This window comes from Aeromonas sp. s8 (assembly GCF_040907785.1).
Classification (GTDB): Bacteria; Pseudomonadota; Gammaproteobacteria; order Enterobacterales; family Aeromonadaceae; genus Aeromonas; species Aeromonas veronii.
Window position 1 is genome coordinate 153,651 of record NZ_JBFOCL010000039.1, and the last position, 18,664, is coordinate 172,314.

The 18,664-nt window shown below is 60.4% G+C and carries 18 protein-coding genes; 10 read left to right on the forward strand and 8 right to left on the reverse strand.

What is annotated here, in order from left to right; all coding sequences use genetic code 11:
* From xerC to AB5Y86_RS12665, 5 genes are all read right to left on the reverse strand, one after another.
* Window positions 1–978, reverse strand: a complete 978-nt coding sequence (gene xerC, locus AB5Y86_RS12645; protein ID WP_368192979.1) for a tyrosine recombinase XerC — start codon at window positions 976–978, stop codon at window positions 1–3.
* Entirely contained in the window at window positions 971–1,651 is a 681-nt protein-coding gene (locus AB5Y86_RS12650; protein WP_323889012.1) for a DUF484 family protein, read from the reverse strand. Before AB5Y86_RS12650 ends, xerC begins: the two co-directional genes overlap by 8 nt.
* Window positions 1,652–1,743: 92 nt before the next feature.
* Entirely contained in the window at window positions 1,744–2,574 is an 831-nt protein-coding gene (gene dapF, locus AB5Y86_RS12655; protein WP_005336371.1) for a diaminopimelate epimerase, read from the reverse strand.
* A 152-nt stretch (window positions 2,575–2,726) separates the two neighbouring features.
* On the reverse strand, window positions 2,727–3,977 hold the full coding sequence (lysA, locus tag AB5Y86_RS12660) for a diaminopimelate decarboxylase (protein WP_075115816.1): 1,251 nt from the start codon (window positions 3,975–3,977) through the stop codon (window positions 2,727–2,729).
* 32 nt (window positions 3,978–4,009) lie between these two features.
* Entirely contained in the window at window positions 4,010–4,186 is a 177-nt protein-coding gene (locus tag AB5Y86_RS12665) for a lipoprotein (protein WP_019444858.1), read from the reverse strand.
* A 73-nt stretch (window positions 4,187–4,259) separates the two neighbouring features.
* On the opposite strand from AB5Y86_RS12665, the gene cyaY reads away from it, so the two are divergent.
* Both cyaY and AB5Y86_RS12675 read left to right on the forward strand, forming a co-directional pair.
* The gene (gene cyaY / locus AB5Y86_RS12670) at window positions 4,260–4,574 is read left to right on the forward strand and encodes an iron donor protein CyaY (protein ID WP_368192980.1); all 315 of its coding nucleotides are present in this window, start codon (window positions 4,260–4,262) and stop codon (window positions 4,572–4,574) included.
* Window positions 4,571–5,224, forward strand: a complete 654-nt coding sequence (locus AB5Y86_RS12675) for an alpha/beta hydrolase (RefSeq protein ID WP_368192981.1) — start codon at window positions 4,571–4,573, stop codon at window positions 5,222–5,224. The genes cyaY and AB5Y86_RS12675 overlap by 4 nt, the downstream gene beginning before the upstream one ends.
* A 64-nt stretch (window positions 5,225–5,288) precedes the next feature.
* On the opposite strand, the gene AB5Y86_RS12680 is transcribed toward AB5Y86_RS12675, so the two are convergent.
* The gene (locus AB5Y86_RS12680; protein WP_368192983.1) at window positions 5,289–7,808 is read right to left on the reverse strand and encodes a class I adenylate cyclase; all 2,520 of its coding nucleotides are present in this window, start codon (window positions 7,806–7,808) and stop codon (window positions 5,289–5,291) included.
* 323 nt (window positions 7,809–8,131) lie between these two features.
* On the opposite strand from AB5Y86_RS12680, the gene hemC reads away from it, so the two are divergent.
* Genes hemC through AB5Y86_RS12700 form a run of 4 tightly spaced genes read left to right on the forward strand, consistent with a single transcriptional unit; the run spans window position 8,132 to window position 12,012 of the window.
* Entirely contained in the window at window positions 8,132–9,061 is a 930-nt protein-coding gene (gene hemC, locus AB5Y86_RS12685; protein WP_368192996.1) for a hydroxymethylbilane synthase, read from the forward strand.
* On the forward strand, window positions 9,058–9,792 hold the full coding sequence (locus AB5Y86_RS12690) for a uroporphyrinogen-III synthase (RefSeq protein ID WP_368192985.1): 735 nt from the start codon (window positions 9,058–9,060) through the stop codon (window positions 9,790–9,792). The genes hemC and AB5Y86_RS12690 overlap by 4 nt, the downstream gene beginning before the upstream one ends.
* Window positions 9,789–10,838 (forward strand): uroporphyrinogen-III C-methyltransferase, encoded by a 1,050-nt coding sequence (locus tag AB5Y86_RS12695; RefSeq protein ID WP_368192986.1) that lies wholly within the window; start codon window positions 9,789–9,791, stop codon window positions 10,836–10,838. The genes AB5Y86_RS12690 and AB5Y86_RS12695 overlap by 4 nt, the downstream gene beginning before the upstream one ends.
* Window positions 10,839–10,848: 10 nt before the next feature.
* Window positions 10,849–12,012, forward strand: a complete 1,164-nt coding sequence (locus AB5Y86_RS12700; protein ID WP_368192987.1) for a heme biosynthesis HemY N-terminal domain-containing protein — start codon at window positions 10,849–10,851, stop codon at window positions 12,010–12,012.
* Window positions 12,013–12,082: 70 nt separating this feature from the next.
* On the opposite strand, the gene AB5Y86_RS12705 is transcribed toward AB5Y86_RS12700, so the two are convergent.
* The gene (locus tag AB5Y86_RS12705; RefSeq protein ID WP_075115810.1) at window positions 12,083–12,334 is read right to left on the reverse strand and encodes a YkgJ family cysteine cluster protein; all 252 of its coding nucleotides are present in this window, start codon (window positions 12,332–12,334) and stop codon (window positions 12,083–12,085) included.
* A gap of 134 nt (window positions 12,335–12,468) precedes the next feature.
* Window positions 12,469–13,479 (reverse strand): class II fructose-bisphosphatase, encoded by a 1,011-nt coding sequence (gene glpX / locus AB5Y86_RS12710; RefSeq protein ID WP_005336386.1) that lies wholly within the window; start codon window positions 13,477–13,479, stop codon window positions 12,469–12,471.
* A gap of 221 nt (window positions 13,480–13,700) precedes the next feature.
* Between glpX and AB5Y86_RS12715 the strand changes: the two genes are divergently transcribed.
* From AB5Y86_RS12715 to yjeM, 4 genes are all read left to right on the forward strand, one after another.
* A complete protein-coding gene (locus AB5Y86_RS12715; protein ID WP_019444867.1) occupies window positions 13,701–14,756 on the forward strand; it encodes a porin in 1,056 nt (351 codons plus the stop codon).
* Between the two features lie 120 nt (window positions 14,757–14,876).
* Window positions 14,877–15,797: an ABC transporter substrate-binding protein gene (locus AB5Y86_RS12720; protein WP_368192988.1), complete on the forward strand. Its 921-nt coding sequence runs from the start codon at window positions 14,877–14,879 to the stop codon at window positions 15,795–15,797.
* A 33-nt stretch (window positions 15,798–15,830) separates the two neighbouring features.
* Window positions 15,831–16,709, forward strand: coding sequence for a DMT family transporter (locus AB5Y86_RS12725; RefSeq protein WP_205759564.1), 879 nt, complete (start codon window positions 15,831–15,833; stop codon window positions 16,707–16,709).
* Window positions 16,710–17,142: 433 nt separating this feature from the next.
* Window positions 17,143–18,609, forward strand: a complete 1,467-nt coding sequence (gene yjeM / locus AB5Y86_RS12730) for a glutamate/gamma-aminobutyrate family transporter YjeM (RefSeq protein WP_368192989.1) — start codon at window positions 17,143–17,145, stop codon at window positions 18,607–18,609.
* The last annotated feature ends 55 nt before the right edge of the window (window positions 18,610–18,664 follow it).

Consider the following 18,664-nt stretch of genomic DNA (forward strand, 5'->3'; position numbering starts at 1 on the left):
TTATTCATCGTCCTGCGCATCCGGGTCACGCTTGGCCCTGGGGTGGGCGCTGTCGTAAACCTTGGCCAGATGCTGGAAGTCGAGGTGGGTATAGATCTGGGTGGTAGAGAGGTCGGCATGTCCCAGCAACTCCTGCACCGCCCGCAGATCGCCGGAGGACTCCAGCATATGGGTGGCGAAGCTGTGGCGCAGCTTGTGGGGATGGACGTGGGCGTTGAGCGCCTGCTTGTTGCCCCAGCCATCGAGGCGGGCCTGCACCGAGCGGGCCGACAGCCGCTGCTTGCGGCTGGAGACAAACAGCGCCTCGCTCTCGTCCCCGGCCAGCAGCGGGCGCACCTTGAGCCACTTCTGCAGCCACTCGACCGCCATCCGGCCGATGGGCAGCACCCGCTCCCGCGAGCCCTTGCCGGTCACCTTGAGCTGGCGGTCGTCGAGCTTCAGATCCACCAGATTGATCCCCACCAGCTCAGCCAGACGCAGCCCTGAAGAGTACATCAACTCCATGATGGCGCGATCCCGCACCGCCAGCGGATCCTGCTCGTCGGTGATGTTGAGCAGCTGGTGCATCTCGTCCACATCGAGGTTTTTCGGCAGCGGCCGCCCCTGTTTGGGGGTGACGATGCCACGGGCCGGATTGGCGGTCAGCCGCCCCTGCCGCACCTGCCAGTCGAAAAAGCTGCGCAGGGCAGAAACCTTGGTGGAAAGGGAACGAGGAGCAAGGCCCGCCTTGTGCATCCGGGTCACCAGAGTGCGTACCTGACTCGCCTCGAGCCGACCCCAATCAGTGAGCCCGAGGGCCACCAGCTCGGCGGTCATCGCCTCCAGATGGGCTTGATAGTTATTGCGGGTATGAGGGCTGAGCTGACGCTCGACCCTCAAGTATTCGATAAAGGCCGCCAGCTCGTCCGCCAGTGCCGCAGGCAGTGGCGGTGCGACGACGGGAGCTTTGGCGGGTGCCCTGGCCGGTGTTCTAGCCATGAGTCAACTCGGGCAGACGCAGTTGCAGCAGGCGCCCCAGTTGGCCCAGCAGCAGGGTGTCGTTATGGGGAGTAAAGTGGCCGGGATCCGAGCTGGCGAAGGCCAGCACACCGAGATCGCCGAGCCGCATCAGGGCCACCGAGTTGACCAGCACATCGTGGCCAAACAGTGCCTGCTTCTCACTCTGGCTCAGGCGGCCAAAGTAGTAATCCTGCCCCGGCAGACGCTGACCCAGCAGGGATTCGAGCTGCTTGCCCTGTGCCAGAAAACGCTGCTCGGGCCCGCTCAGGGCAAACTTCTTGGGATTGAGCCAGAGCCGCAGCCCGGTCAGGCGCAGCCGCTGGACAAAGGCCTTGCCCATCACGGCACTCACCTCGAACAGGGTCTGGCAACCGTACAGCTCGCCATAGAGATCGGCATAGACCCGGAAGATCCGTTCGTTCTCGCTGGCGATCCCCATCAATTCGGTGATCTCCTGCTCCAGCTGTTCGATCCGCTCGCGCTGGCGCTCCAGCTGGCGCTCGACCAGCGAGACCGACCCTTTGCGTTCATGGGGAATGTGAATCCGGTCCAGCACGGCGGCATGGCGTTGGAAAAACTCGGGATAACGGGCCAGGTACTCCAGCACAGTGGCTTCATCCACCGATTGCTCCTGCCGTTTGAGTTCGCTCATAAATTGGTTGATCCATCAGAGAAATGGGGCTCGCTGCCCCGACATCTTGGGCAAAGGGGGGCCAACGCCCCCCGTACCTGAACCTTTATCGGCTAAACCTCTATCTGGCCGTCAAACACATGCTCGGCGGGACCTGTCATATAGACCGGCTGGCCCGGTCCCTTCCAGGCGATGGTCAGCTTGCCGCCCGGCAAGCTGACGGTGACCCGCTCCTTGAGCTTGCCCTGACTGATGCCAATCACCGCCGCCGCACAGGCCCCGGTACCGCAGGCCAGGGTCTCGCCACAGCCCCGCTCGAATACACGCAGTTTGATCTCGGTGGCATTGACCATCTCCATGAAACCGACGTTGACCCGCTCAGGGAAACGCTCGTGGCGCTCCATGATGGCACCGAGCGTCTCGACCGGTGCATCGGCGACCGAAGGCACCTCGATGACGCAGTGGGGATTGCCCATGGAGACCACGCCACACATCACGGTATGCTCCTGTGCCCGCAACAGATAGGTTTTCTCTGCCTTCTGGGCCCGGAACGGGATCTTGCCCGGCTCAAACTGGGGAACCCCCATGTTGACCGTGACCTGGTTCTCCCCCTCCAGCTGCAACACGATGCGACCCCGGGCGGTACTGACCGCGATGCGATCCCGGTTGATCAGCCCCTTGAGACGCACGAAACGGGCAAAACAGCGGGCACCGTTGCCACACTGCTCCACCTCGCTGCCATCGGCATTGAAAATGCGATAGTGAAAGTCGAGTTCAGGGTCATAGGGCGGCTCCACCAGCAGCAGCTGGTCAAAGCCGATCCCGAAGTGGCGATCTGCCAGCTTCTTGATGACGTCATTGCTGAAAAATACCTTCTGGGTGACGCCATCCACCACCATGAAGTCGTTGCCCAAGCCATGCATCTTGGAAAAATCTATCAACATCGTGCATTCCTGTGCTGTTAGGGCTGTAAATACTCACCATCAACCACTATGAAGTCATTGGCCACAGCCCCATGCATCCTGGAACAATCTGTACACATCGCGTACTCCTGTGCTGTCAGGGCTGTAAAATTCTGTCATCTCTATCTACTGCATCAGGGCAGCAGGTGCTCACCGCGCCAGAGATCGGCCAACTGCTCACGCTCGCGGATCAGGTGCGCCTCGGCACCATCCACCAGCACTTCGGCAGCGCGCGGACGGGTGTTGTAGTTGGATGACATGGTAAAGCCGTAGGCACCGGCCGAGCGCACTGCCAGCAGGGAACCCTCGGCAATAGCCAGGGTGCGCTCCTTGCCGAGGAAGTCGCCGGTCTCGCACACCGGGCCCACCACGTCATAGAGCGCGGGAGCATGACCGGCACGGCTATCCACCTCGATGATGTTCATCCAGGCGCCGTAGAGCGAGGGGCGCAACATGTCGTTCATGCCGGCATCGATCAGCGCGAAGTTGCGGGTTTCGCCCGGTTTCAGGTACTCGACCCGGGTCAGCAGCACGCCGGCATTGGCGACGATGGCACGGCCCGGCTCGAACAGCAGGGTCAGATCCCGGCCCGCCAGCTTCTGCTTCAGCGCTTCGGCATACTCGGTCGGATGGGGTGGCTGCTCGGAACCGTAGTTGACCCCCAGACCGCCCCCCACGTCCAGATGATGGATATGAATCCCTTCTGCAGCCAGACCGTCGATCAGCCGCAGCAACTTGTCAGCCGCCTCCATAAAGGGATTCAATTCAGTGAGTTGCGAGCCGATATGGCAATCCACCCCGACGATCTCGATGTTCGCCATCGCGGCCGCCTTGCGATAGATGGCTGGCGCCAGCTCGATGGGAATGCCGAACTTGTTCTGCTTGAGGCCGGTGGAGATATAGGGGTGAGTACCGGCATCGATATCCGGATTGACCCGCACCGAGACGCGAGCCTTCTTGCCCATGCTGCCCGCCACCCGATTGAGGCGCTCCAGCTCGGCTTCCGACTCCAGATTGAAGCAGAGGATCTCTTTATCCAGCGCAAGGCGCATCTCCGCTTCACTCTTGGCCACCCCGGAGAAGACCACCTTGGCCGGATCACCGCCCGCCGCCAGTACACGCGACAGCTCGCCACCGGAGACGATGTCAAACCCCGAGCCCAGACGGGCCAGCAGGTTGAGCAGCGCCAGGTTGGAGTTGGCCTTCACCGCGTAGCAGATCAGATGGGGAATATCGCCAGCGGCCTTGTCGAAAGCATGCCAGTGGCGCTCGAGGGTCGCACGGGAGTAGACGTAAAGCGGGGTACCGTACTGCTCGGCAAGCTGTTGCAGCGAGGTTTGCTCGGCCTGAAGCTGGCCGGCGGCGTCGTAGTTAAAGTGATCCAAGGGGGCGGTTCCTTCCTAGAATGGGTGCGGCATTAGTGCGGCGCGGCCTCGGTGGCAGCCTCAGTGGTCGCAGGCGGTGCTGCTTGCGGTGTACTCTGGCTCTGTGGCTGCTCGGGGGGCGGCATATAGAGCGGCCCCTTCAGACCGCACGCGGCCAACCCGAGGGACAGAAGAGTGGCAAGCAGACACTTGGTGAACTGGGTGATCATAATGGTTCGCTGCGAAAAAATTTTTGGCCCTCTATAATCGCACTCACATTGTTAAAAGCAACAGGATAAACCGATGAAGGATCACGAGTATCACGCCCTGACCGACGCCTTTTTCCAATATGTGGAAGACACGCTCGACGAGGGGTATCCGGATATCGACTGCGAACGCAACGGCGGCGTATTGACCCTCTCTTTCGAGAACAAGACCAAGGTCATCATCAACAAGCAGGAGCCACTGCACCAGATTTGGGTCGCCACCCGCGAGAACGGCTTCCACTTCGAACTGCAAGGGGAAAACTGGATCGACAACCGCTTCGGCCACGAGCTCAAGGCGCTGCTGAGCCAATCCTGCACCGCCCAGGCGGGCGAAGAGGTGGTGTTCCCATGATTGACCTGCACCCGCAGGGTGCCCGTCATGCGGTGATCTGGCTGCATGGGCTGGGTGATTCCGGCACCGGCCTCACCCCGTTGGTGGACGCGCTGGATCTGCCTGCTGACTTACCGGTGCGTCACCTGCTGCCGGATGCCCCCGAGCGCCCCATCACTATCAACATGGGCTACAAGATGCGCGGCTGGTACGACATCAAGAGCTTCGAGGATCCCGCCGAGCGGGCCGTGGAGTCCCATGTGCGTGAATCAGCCGACCAGATTGCCGCATTGCTCGATCAGCTGGTGGCCGACGGGTTTGCCCCCGAGCATATCGTGCTGGCGGGCTTCTCTCAGGGCGGCGTCATAGCCTCCTTCACCGCGCTGCGCTATCCAACGCCGCTGGCGGGCCTGCTCTGCATGTCCACCTATCTGGCCGCCCCCGACAAGCTGCTCGGCGAGATGAGCGAGTCCGCCCGCACCCTGCCCATCTGTTACATGCACGGCATCTACGACGATGTGGTGAGCCTGTCGCTGGGTTGGGATGCCAAGAACCGGCTGGAAAGCGCCGGACTAGTCCCCGAGTGGCACGAGTACCCGATGCGTCACGAGATCTGCCGTCCGCAGCTCGGCGACATTCGCAGCTGGCTGCTGGCTCGCCTCGGCGCCTGAGCAACCGCAAAAGCAAACGGCCTGCATCTGCAGGCCGTTTTTTATGACGATTCCAACTGGCGGGTCAGCCCACTTCCCGAGCGGGCGGCACCTGTTCGCGCAGAGTGCCCTGACTGCGATAGGGGATCACATCCAGCTCGCCATTCACTTGTACTATCTCGTAGTACTGGGGCAGGTTGAAGTTGATAAACTGCCCATCATCGCTGAACCGTTCGTGATTGGAGGTGTAGAAGCGGTTGACCCCCGCCACCAGCTCATCCTTGTTGCCGGCAAAGTGCTGGTAGATCTCCACCCGGTTCGCCTCATCGAGGATGTAGATGTTGGTGCCCGCATCCCGTGTATCGAAGAAGAACTGCACCAAGCCTTCGCTGGCATAGGCATCGACGATGCTCGGCAGATGCTGGCTGTGGGTCTTGTCGAGCCGCAGCGGCAGGTGATCCAGCTTGTTGTGGGAGATGTGACGGTAAAAATCGATGGCGTTCTCCAGCTTCTTCACCGACACCCCGCGCCGCTCGAAGAAGATGCCGTACTTCTCGCGGCCAAGGGCCATGGTCTTGACCAGCTGTTGCTTGTCGCGGGCAAGGCGCAGGTCGATACACTCCGCCACCAAAGTCTGGAAGCGGGAGCGCACCAGAGAACGGAAGTGCTGGCTGTAGCAGAACACCTCGATCATCTCGGGGGCGGCGGCATCCTGATGCATCTTGCCGAGGATGGTGGTGAGGGCATCGACCACGGCTTCATCCCCCTGGAAATGCAGGGTGCGGATCTCGCTCCAGGAGTTGCGATAGACCAGATCCACCGAGCCGACCAGACACTCCTGATTGCGGCCGAACGAGAAGACATCCACGGTGTTGGCGTCAAATTCGATCACCTGACCTACCCAGTGACTGGTCGGGTCCATCTCTAGGTTGAGGAAGATGGAGAGCTGACGGATCTCGCACGGCCGGCTGAGGGCCAGGTTGGTGGCCAGCGGGTACTTCTCGGGGAAGCAGCCGGAGAGATCGCGGCAGAACTGGTGCAGATTGTCGATGTGCAGATCCGAGCCCTGATTGAACAGGTGCACCCGCGACTGGGGGGTCAGCAGATCGTTGAAGTAGGCCCAGGAGACCAGCTTGCTGATGTAGCCGTTGAACTCCAGCGGCGCGCGGCCAATGATGTCCACCGGCTCCAGCGAATGTTTGTAGAGATACCAGCCAGCGCGGTTGAGGCGACCGTGAGGCACCTGCACGAAGCTGAGATCCGGCTCGCTGAGATCCGGCGCGATCTTGAGGTTGATGCGCTGCACCTTGCCCGGCAGACTCTCGAACGCAGCGTAGAGTTTGCGCGACAGAATGCCGATATCTTCCGGGTTGATCGACTCGCTGATGTTGTTGCGGCGAGCGAACTGGATCAGGTTGCGGTAGCTCTGCATCAGGGCTTCCAGCAGCTCGGCATGAGCGATCTTCACCTCTTCGATCTTCCATTCGTGGCGATGATCGAGTTGATAGAGCTTTTCCTGACTCCAGCCCCAGTAGGAGACCAGCTGGCTCATCTGCTCGCGACGCCACTCGGGGGAGTGATCATCCTTGGGATGGCTGAGACCGTCGCACACCTTGAGGTAGAAGCAGCGGCGCACCAGATCGAGCCGCGCCATGTCGCCGATGGACTTGAGGTAGTTGGTCACCTTGTCCAGCATCAGACAGTAGTTGTCGAGCCGGTAGTGCATCCCCTCGTTGTGCTGGAACCAGTCGCGACCAATCATCGACAGCAGGCGGGTGTTGGGATACTCGTGGGAGTAGGCTTCCATCAGCACCGACTTGAGCACCGCCTTGTAGGGAGAGTCGATCCCCTTGTAGAGCTGCCACAGGGCGGAGCCGAAATACTCTTCGGCCGGAATACGGTCAAAACTGCCTAGATCGAGCCAGTCGTCCTGCTTGAGCTTGCCGCTCTCGAACAGCTCGTTCACATACGCATCGTAGTGATCATCACACTCGGTGGGCACCAGATACCAGATCAAGCGTTTGCCCGCGATACGCATGGCACTGCGGTAGAACTCGTCGAGCAGCAGCAGGTGCTGGGCACTGCCGCAGCTCTCCCCCTGCATCTGGGCATCGTTGGTCTGGCGGAACTTGTCTTCCGGGATCAGGAAGAAGTTGAGATCGACCCCGCGCTGTTCGGCCCACTTGGAGAGTTGCTGGCATTTCAGCTCCAGCAGATCGAGCCGCTCCTGCGACAAACCGGCCACGTGGCAGACCCAAATATCGAGATCGGAGTGACAGCACTGACCGATGGAGGAGGTGCTGCCCATGGAGTAGAGCCCCTGAATGGCCCGATCATGGGTGGCAAGACCGCTCTGGCAGTTGGCGTTGCGACAGAGGTCATCGATGAAGGCTTGCTGCTCGGCGGTGGCGCTGAAGCTCCAGATGCCATGAGGGACATCACCGGAGACATAACCGGGCAGCAGGGGATGATTGAAGTGCAGCATGACAGGCAGCAGTTGGAATACCTGCTGCCCATAGCGACTCATGAGGCCTAACGCCCGTTGCGTCTTGAGACGGGTAATATCGTCATAACGCGCAACCAGCGTATCGATGTGTTCCTGCAATGCCCTGCCTATCACCTAAGTGAAAATGACGCACCAAAAGAGGGATACGTCAAAAAAGTGTGATCATGTTAACAATGCAAACAGCGGTGGTAAACAAGCCTTCAGCTAAACGCCAGATTATTTCTGGTATGACCACATCAAGTATCAGGGGAAATCATTAAATTTCAATACATTCAATGAATTAATCAACACCACTTGCTTAATGAAAATCATTTTCAGCATGCATTTTTGAGCTTGGCCCCGCTTTTGCCGGCTCCGCCATGAAAGCCCGGGCAAAGGGTGGTAATATCGATTTCCTTCTAAAAATGAAACAACTGATTGATATGGCAGCCCGAACCCTGAAAATTGCCACTCGCAAGAGCCCGCTGGCCCTGTGGCAGGCCAACTTTGTCAAAGACCGGCTCGAAGCCCTGCACCCGCAGTTGCAGGTCGAACTGGTGCCTATGAGCACTCAGGGTGACAAGATCCTCGATACCCCGCTGGCCAAAGTGGGCGGCAAGGGATTGTTCGTCAAGGAGCTGGAGACCGCCATGCTGGAAGGACGGGCCGATATCGCCGTTCACTCCATGAAAGATGTGCCGGTGGAGTTCCCCGAGGGGCTCGGCCTGCACACCATCTGCGAGCGGGAAGATCCCCGCGATGCCTTCGTTTCCAACCGTTTCAAGGCCATTGCCGAACTGCCGCAAGGGGCCGTTGTCGGCACCTCCAGCCTGCGCCGCCAGTGCCAGCTGCGCGCCGCCCGCCCGGATCTGGTGATCCGCGACCTGCGTGGCAACGTCAACACCCGCCTCGCCAAGCTGGATGCAGGTGAGTACGACGCCATCATCCTCGCCGCCGCCGGTCTGAAACGACTGGAGATGGCGCACCGCATCACCGCCTTTATCGAGCCGGAGCAGAGCCTGCCGGCCAACGGTCAGGGGGCTGTCGGCATCGAATGCCGCCTCGACGATACTGAGCTGCACGCTCTGCTAGCGCCGCTGGAGCACACCGAGACCCGCGCCCGGGTGCTGACCGAGCGCGCCATGAATCGCGCCCTGCAAGGGGGATGTCAGGTGCCTATCGGTGCCTACGCACTGGTCGAAGGCGAGCAGATCTGGCTGCGCGGTCTGGTGGGCAGTCCGGACGGCAGCCAGGTGATCCGCGACGAGATCCGCGGTCCGCTGGCCGATGGGGAGGCCCTCGGCGAGCAGTTGGCCCAGCGCCTGCTGGCCGCCGGTGCCGACGAGATCCTCGCCGAGGTCTACCGCGCATGACCCCGCTGGTGGTGCGTCCGGCCACTCAGGCCGCCGAGCAGGTGCAGTTGCTGCGCCAGCACGGCCATGCACCACTCTGCTGCCCGCTGCTGGAAACCGTGGCGGGCAGCGAACTCCCTCTCCTGCCCGACCTGCTGCGAAGTGCCGACGCGGTTATCGCCGTCAGCATCCATGCCGTTCATTTTGCACACGATTTTCTGTTGCAAACTGGTCAGACCTGGCCACATATTGAGTACTTTGCGGTGGGTCAGGCCAGCGCAGATGCGTTTGCCGCCATCGGCATCACGGCAAGCTGCCCGGATGACCCGCGCAGCGAAGGGCTGCTGGCCCTGCCCGCCCTGCAGCAGGTAGCAGGCAAACGGGTGCTGATCCTGCGCGGCAATGGCGGGCGGGATCTCATCGCCAGCACGCTGGCCTCACGCGGTGCTCTGGTGCACTATTGTGCGGCCTATGAGCGCCACTACCCCGAGCTAGACGGGGACAGATTGACCCACCACTGGCAGGCAGCGGGGCTGGACAGCCTGCTCATTACCAGTGGTGAACTGCTGCAACGGCTGCTGGAGCTGGTTCCCGACCACCAGCGGCCCTGGCTTTTTGACCGCCTGCTGGTGGTCCCCAGCCCGCGCGTGGCCGAGATGGCCCACTCCGCGGGCTTTATCCATATCACGATTGCCCAAGGTGCATCCAACCAGGCCATGACGGCCGCACTGGAACTGAGGAAGATGGAATGACAGAACAACAAGAATCCCAGGTCAAACCCCAGCCGACCGCTGCGGTCAATGGCAGCAAGAGCCGCTCCGGTGCCGTACTGGGAGGGGTTGCCATCCTGCTGGCCCTTGGCCTGACCGGCGGTCTCTATCTGCACGGTCACAAGAACGCCGTGGCCCAGCAGGCCGAACTGGCCCAGCTCAAGCAGCAGCTGGCGAGCGCCCTGAGCAAGATCGACCAGACCAGCAGCAAGGATGCCGAGCAGCTGGCCGCGCTGGATCAAACCCAGCAGCGGCTGCAGGGGGAGATGCAGGGTCTGCAGAACCGGGTACTGGATCTCAACGACAAACGTCCCAACGACTGGATGCTGGCCGAATCCGAGTATCTGGTACGGATGGCGGGCCGCAAACTGTGGCTGGAGCATGACCTCGTCTCCGCCATCACCTTGCTCGGCAATGCCGACGAGCGCATCGCCGCCCTCAACGACCCCAGCCTGATGCCGATCCGCAAGGCGCTGGCCGAAGATATCGCCAAGCTCAAGGGGATGCCGCGCATCGACCGCGAGGGGCTGACCCTCAAGCTGGCTGCGCTCTCCGACCAGATCGAGCTGCTGCCCCTCTCCACCGTCAGCATGCCGGAAGCCAAGGCCGAGCCGGATCAGGCGGTCAGCACCAATCCCGACGAGTGGGAGAGCAACCTGAAGAAAAACTGGGTCAAGTTCACCGAGAACTTCGTCACCATCCGCCGCCGCGATGGTGCAGTAGAGGCGCTGCTCTCGCCGCAACAGGAGATCTTCCTGCGTGAAAACCTCAAGACCAAGCTGTTGCAGGCCCAGCTCTCCGTCTATCGCGAGCAGCAGGCGCTCTTCGAAGACAGCCTGGACAAGGCCCAGCGCTGGCTGACCCAATATTTCGACACCGACAACAGCGCCACCCGCTACATGCAGGGCGAGATCGACAAGCTCAAGGGTGAGCAGATCCAGATCGACTATCCGGCCCAATTCAAGACCCAGGCGATGCTGGAGCAGGTGCTGACCGAACGCCTGCAACGCATTCTGGCCAGCAGCTGAGGAGGGCACCATGATCCGTATAATCATTCTGGTCGCCGTGATGGTCGCAGGGCTGATCTTTGGCCCGCAAGCCTCCGGTAACAAGGGCTATGTGCTGATTGCTCTTGGCAATTACACCATCGAATCCTCCGTCACCAGCGCTGTGATCCTGGCCGTGCTGTTCTACGGCGCCCTGCTGATCGTCGAGTGGCTGCTGGGTCGGGTATTCGGCCTGCGCCGCAAGACCCTCGGCTGGTACGGCTCGCGCCGCCGCCGCAAGGCCAATCAACAAACCGTCGCCGCCACCCTGGCAATGGCCGAAGGGCACTACAGTCAGGCTGAAAAGCTGATGATCAAGGGGGCCAGCAACAGCGACACCCCGCTGCTCAACTACCTGAGCGCCGCCAAGGCGGCACAGGCCCGTGGTGACGATGCACGCCGGGATCAATACCTGCAAAAAGCGCAGGAGGAGAATCCCAAAGCCGAGCTAGCGCTCACCCTGACCCAGACCCAGTTGCAGATCGAGCAGGGCCAGTACGATACCGCGCTGGCGATGCTGGAGTCAGTCTACGCCCTCAACCCGCGCCACCCCATGGTGCTGGATCAGCTGCGCCAGGTGCATCTGGCCCGTCAGGACTGGAGCGCCCTGTGCGACCTGATACCGGCACTGCACAAGGTGGGCAAGCTGACCCCGAAACAGGAAGAAGATCTGCTGCAACAGGCTTGGTCTGGTCGTCTGCAACAGGCTGCCGGCAGCCTCGAGACCCTCAAGGCGGTATGGCAGGATCTGCCGCGCAAGCTGCGCCTTGAGCCAGAACTGCTGGCCTGCTACGGCGATCTGCTGCGCCAGCTGGGTGCCGACGGCGAGGCTGCCACCCTGTGGCAGGAGGCGCTGCGCAAACAGCCGATGCCCCAGTTGCTGGCTCGTCTGCCCAAGCTGAAACTCGACAGCTACCAGCCGCTGCTGGCGCTGCTGCAAAAACAGCAGGGGCAACCGGAGGTGGACACCGCACTGGCCCAGCTCTATCTGCTGGCAGGCCAACTGGACGATGCCCAGAAGCTGCTGGAGCAGGAGGTGGAGCGGGCGCCGAGCGCCGCCGCCTACCACGCCCTCGGCCAGCTGATGGACAAACGCCGCCTTACCAACAAGGCCAACGAGTACTATCGTCAGGCACTGGAGCTGGCGGGGATCTGATCCCCGGCAAACAGAAACGCGAGAGGCCGCATGATGCGGCCTCTTTTTTTATCTCTTCGCCCTGCCCTCGTCAGGTGGTGAGCCGTTCCAGCTCGCCGATCAGCCAGATAGCCTCGGCGCGATGGCTGCCGCACACATCCATCATGGGGCGAAAACCGCCGCACACCGCTGGCCGCTCCGGTTGACCGAAGATCTTGCAGCCAAGGGTACTATCGAGCTGGATACAGGGGACGCCAGCCGGTTTGCCATCTGGCATACCGGGAATGGCACTGCTGATACTGGGGGCGATGCAACAGGCAGCGCAGCCGCTACGACACTCCATAGACTCCACTCCTTTGGGATGGTCTGAGCCACCATAGCCGAAGCGGCGGCACAAACGTAGCTGGCACACAACAAAAAGCCCGACCGCACGGGCGATCGGGCTTCAGACAACACAGCCGGTTCAGCGAGCCATCATCACAGGATGATGTCACGTACCACGCTGTCTTTGCGCTCCAGGTAATGGATCGACTTGATACGACGAATGGTACGGGATTTACCACGGATCAACAGAGTCTCGGTGGTCGCCATCACGCCATCGCTGGTGATGCCATCCAGCAGATCACCCTTGGTGATGCCGGTAGCGGAGAAGATGACGTTGTCATTCTTCGCCATGTCTTCCAGCTTGAGCACCTTGTTCACATCGATACCCAGCGCTTCGCAGCGGGCAATTTCCTGCTCGCCCAGTGCACGCACTTCCGGGCTGTCGCCCTTGACGCGGTGACGCGGCACCAAACGGGCTTGCATGTCGCCATCCAGCGCACGGATCACCGCCGCGGAGATCACCCCTTCCGGTGCGCCGCCGATGCCATACAGCATGTCGACTTCGCTGTCCGGCAGACAGGTGAGGATGGAGGCGGCAACGTCACCATCAGGAATGGCGAACACCCGCACGCCCAGACCCTGCATCTCCTTGATTGCCTTGTCATGACGCGGCTTGGCCAGGGTAATGACGGTCAGACGGGAGAGCGGCTTGCCCAGCGCCTTGGCCACGGACTTCAGGTTCAGCTCGAGAGCCTGATCCAGGTCGATGGCGCCTTTGGCCTTGGGCCCGACGATCAGCTTTTCCATGTACATATCAGGCGCTTTCAGGAAAGAACCCTTGTCGCCCACCGCCAGCACGGCCAGCGCGTTGGCCTGACCCATGGCAGTCATGCGGGTACCCTCGATGGGATCGACCGCGATATCCACCGCGTCGCCGTGTCCGGTACCGACCTTCTCGCCGATATAGAGCATCGGCGCTTCATCAATTTCACCTTCGCCGATCACAATCTCACCATCGATCTCGATCTGGTTGAGAATGTGGCGCATGGCCGCTACGGCCGCCCCATCAGCGATATTCTTGTCACCACGTCCGAGCCACTTGTAGCCAGCCAGTGCAGCCGCTTCCGTCACTCGGGAAAACTCGATTGCCAGTTCACGTCTCATCGCATATCCAACCTATGGAGCTCGAAAACGGGCGGCATTCTACCACAAGGGCAAACCTTTGCGCACAAAAGTAGCCGCTGCGAGCAAGAATGTAGCCAATTCATCCAATTGCAACCCAATTGCCATCGACTCTTCATCCAACTGTCACCCCGCTGTCATCCCTGCTGCCTAGCATGACCCCGTTTTCAAAACAAAAGCTTGCAACACCACAAGGGATTAAGATGAAAAAGCTGACTGTAGTGGCACTGGCTCTCACCGCAGCCTTCCAGGCTCAAGCCGTTGAAGTGTACAAAAATGACACCTCCATGCTGGATCTCTATGGCCGTATCTACGCTGGCCACTTCTTTGGTGACAAGAAGGAACTGGATGCCAGCGGCAAACCGAAAAGCGAATACAGCGACAAACAGGGTGCCAACCAGTTTGTCCGTTTCGGCGCCAAGGCCGAGACCCAGATCCAGAGCGGCCTGAAGGCTCTGGCTCAGTACGAAGTACAGATGTATATCAATGACAGCGAGAAGACCATCAGCGAGAACTCCGACAACCTGCGCACCCGTCTGGCGTTTGCCGGTGTCGGCGCTGACTGGGGCACCGTGACCTTCGGTCGCCAGAAAGGGGCCCCGGGTTTCCTGGCCGACTGGACTGATGTCTCCCTCTCCGACGGCTACGGCAACGAAGCGCTGGGCGCCAAGACCGATACCTTCGCCACCAACCGCGCCGGTTCCGTGCTGAAATACTCCGGCCTGTTCAATGGCTTCCAGCTCGACACCAGCTACAAGTTCGACGGTGGTGACACCGAAGAGACCACCAGCAAGGATAGCGACGCCGCCTACGGTGCTGCCGTGGCCTATACCTTCCCGTTCAACCTGTCACTGGGTACCGCCTACAACGTCGGTATCCGCGACAAGAGCGGTGAAGAAGATGCCAAGCTGTGGCTGATCTCCGCCAAGTTCGATAACAAGGCCGCCTACGCAGCCCTGAGCTATGCCGATGGCAGCGACTTCCTGGCGACCGGCACCGATCACACCGGTTGGGAAGCCGCGCTGGGCTACAACTTCGAGAACGGCTTCGGTCTGATGGCCCTGTGGAACAAACAGGAGCAGGACAAGGCTGGTATCAAGAAAGACAACGTGGATTACTACACCCTGGGTGCCCAGTACAAATTCAACAAGAACCTGCGGGTGATTGGCGAGTACCGTATCAACAATCTGGACAGCAAGGAGAGCGGTAAGCTCAACGTCAAGGATGACTTCCAGCTGGCTGCCCGCTACGACTTCTAATCGAGGTTTTGCGGATCCCCAAAGCGCGATGGCTTGCCATCGCGCTTTTTGCTGAGCGTCGCTCACGACCGGAGAAAGTAGCCTAGGCTCAACAGTAGATGTATCGCCGGAGAGATGATCATGGTCAGGCTGCTTTTCGTCCTGCTGTTGCTGCTAGCTCTTCCCGCTCACGCCCTCTCTATCGCCATGGTGCTGTGGCGCGGTGAAACCGCAGCCGAAGCGGGCTTTCGGGCAGAGCTGACCCGCCTTGGCTATCAGGCCACTATCACCACCTATAACGCCGATCAGGATCGTACTGCGCTGGCAACCATGCTGCGCCAGCAGATGCTGCCGAAACTGGCCGAATACGACTACATCTACACTTTTGGCACCACCGCCACCACCATGACCAAGAGTCTGGTGGCCAACCGCAAGCCTCTGATTTTCAATGTGGTTTCCGATCCGGTCGGGGCAGACATCCTCTCGGAAGACAAAGCCAAGAACAGCATGGTGGCCGGGGTGAGCAACATGGTGCCGATGGCACTGCAACTGGCCAACGCCAGCGAGCATCTGGCCACCGGCAAACGGCTGCTGCTACCCTTCAACCCCCGTGAGCAGAACACCCTGCTGGTGGCCGATATGCTGCTCAATGAAGCGAAGCGCTATCAGTGGCAGATGGTCACCTGGCGAATGGCCCCTGACCCGCGACGGCTGGACAACGAACTGAAGCGGCTGGAACAGGATGCCAAAAACGACATCGTCTTTCTGGCCGCAGACAGCTATCTGCTCTCCATCGCCCCTCGTTTGCTGAATGCACTCAACGCAGCGGCCATCCCTACCATCTGCAGTGCCGAGCTGTTCGTTGAACATGGCTGCAGCGTTGGCACCATCAGCAGCTACGAAGCGCTGGGCAAAATGGCCGCCGGGATCATCCATCGCCATCAGCAGGGAACAGAGTTGCAGGATATTCCGCTGCAGACCGATCCCCATCCCAAACTGGTGCTGGGGCAACTGGGTAACACCCTCAAGCAGGAGGCGAGCCCCGAAAAGCCGAAGCCTTGATAAAGATCTCGGCCAATCAGGCTCCGGGCGGGTATGCTGTTGACCCCCATCGCCCGAGAGCCCTTTCCCATGAGCACCACCGTCTTTTTTGCCGTTCTGCTGGCAGCCCTGCTTCACGCCAGCTGGAATGCGCTGGTCAAGATTGGCGAAGAGCGGCTGGTGGGGGTGTCACTGGTGGCGATCTTCTCAGGGCTTATCGCCGCTGTGGCGCTGCTGCCCATGGGGCTTCCCTCTGCTGCCGAGCTGCCCTGGCTCGGCCTCTCAGTCCTGCTCCATATCGGTTACTGCCTGTTTCTCAGCCATGCCTACAATCAGGGCGATTTTGGCCAGATCTATCCGCTGGCCCGTGGCAGTGCCCCGCTGCTCGCCATGGCGTTAAGTGCCCTGCTGCTGGGGGACTACCCCGGTTACGGCGGCATCATCGGCGCCTGCGTGCTGATCATGGGGGTCTTGCTGATGGCCTGGCGAGGCGGGCAGCAGCGCCTTGACAGCAAGGCAGTTCGGGCAGCACTGATCACGGCCATGTTCACGGCGACCTATACCCTCTCGGATGGAGCCGGCGCCCGCGCAGGGGGTGAACCGGTACGCTACACCCTCTGGCTCTTTGCCTGTACCGGGCTGGCGATGCTGCTGGTGTTGCTCGTCCACCAGAAACGCAACGCATGGCGCCAGATCCGTCGCCATGCGATGGCGGGAATGGCAGGAGGTGCCATGTCACTGCTCGCCTATGGGATTGTTATTTGGGCCATGACCCAAGCCCCCATTGGCGTGGTCGCGGCTCTGCGCGAAAGCAGTGTGCTGTTTGCCATGCTGCTCTCGGTCTGGCTGCTGAAAGAGCCGCTCGGGCGCATGCGGCTGACGGCGGCGGCCATTATCACTGGCGGCGTGCTGCTGACCCGGCTGGGAGGATAAGCCCTGTCGCCATTGGTGCAGATTTATCTGACAGGATGGCGTAATTCACTCCGCCAAATATGCCGAATACCAATAATGGAAATAAGTGTCGGCCCGGGCGTAAATGTTTACATCCGCAACGTATCAATTAACTGGCAGGTCTGTTTATTTCAACCACAGCTTCATTCGGGAAACTTACCTGCCCAGCAGCATTAATGATAAAATCGTTCACAGTTAATTTTCGGCAACGCTGACCAATACCGCGCATGGCACAGACCATGCCGCTCCGCCCATACATTCTGACCGCCTGACGGGTAAGCCAGCCCGGTCAGAGATGACCCGATCGCGCCCGCCACAGCAGGATGGCATGGCGCTACCGCGTTATTAATGGGCCCAGTTTCGTCTGTTTAATTTTTGATTATTTTAAATCCAGCACCATCAGGGAGTTTTTAATATGTCAGCAAAAAAGCTGAAGTTGGGCGCCTTTATATTGATGATATTAACATCGGTATTTGGCGTCACTAATATCGGGATCGGTTTTTACCGAATGGGATATGCCGCCATTCCGATGTTCGTCATTGGCGGTCTGTTTTTCTTCATCCCGTTCATTTTAATGATGATCGAATTCGGCACCGGCTTTCGCAAAGAGGCGGGCGGCATCTTTACCTGGATGCGCCACTCGGTCTCGACCCGTTACGCCTTTATCGGGCTGACCATGTGGTTCGCCTCCTACGTCATCTGGATGTTTGGCAAGGCGCTCTCTATGTGGGTGCCCCTCTCCTTCATGCTGTTTGGCCACGACATCACCGTCATCCCGGTCACCCTGGGTACCGGCATCGACTTTGGCCCCTTTATTCTGGGTGTGGTCGCCATCGCGCTGGTTGCCACCGTCACCAAGCTCATCACCCTGGGTAGCGCCCGCTTCGCCAAAGTGGCGGCCATCGGCGGTCTCTCCGTGGTGGCACTCAACGTGTTGCTGCTGGTTGGCGGCGTCTTCACCTTCACGGTGAGCGGCATGACCCTGCAGGAGCCCTTCGCCCAGGCATCGCTGACGGCCTCTCCCAATGCCGCTTTCAACGACATCACCCCCTTCCTCGGCTTTATGGTGTTCGCCATCTTCGCCTACGGCGGGGTCGAGGCGATGGCCGGGGTGGCTGACGAGCTGGAAGATCCCGAGCGTGACCTCAAGCGCGGCATCTTCCTCTCCGGCGCCTTCATCGTGCTCTGCTACATCATCGGCTTTCTGGCGGTCGGCTCCATCATGCGCTGGAGCGACTTCCCGGCCGAGGGGATCACCTCTCTCTCCGCCCTCTTCATCATCATGCTGGAGCTGGGGCGCCATCTTGGTGGCGAGTGGCTGGGACAGGTGTTCATGCGCTTTGCCGGATTGGGCATGTTCCTGAGCTATCTGGGTGCCTTTATCGCCCTCTCCTACGCACCGCTGCGCCAGTTCATCACCGGCACCCCGAGCTACTTCTGGCCGGAGCGTTTCCAGCGCGAGAACGAGAATGGCGTGCGGATTGAAGCCCTCAAGGTGCAAGCCTGGGTGGTCTGTCTGTTCATTGCCGCCAAGTCCATCTTTACCCTGATCAACCCGGAAGGGGCCGCCGCCCTCTATGAGCTGATCATCACCATGACCAACGTCGGCATGACCCTGCCCTACATGTTCCTCATCTACGCCTGGTATCGCTATCGCAACAACCCGGCGCTGGGCAAGGACCTGATCTTCTTCAAGAGCGCGGGCTCGGTACTGCTGGCCACCATCATCAGCCTGATCCTGGTCGCCTTCGGCAACGTCTTTACCGTGGTCGCCCCCTTTATCTCCGGCGATATCTCCACCGGCGTCTGGACAATCATTGGCCCGCTGCTCTTCGTGGTGATCGCCATGCGCTTCAAGATCAAGCAGGAAGATGCCCACTAACCGGCAGGCAATGCTCCATGCCAATCGGGACCGTTCTGGTCCCGATTTTTTTAGC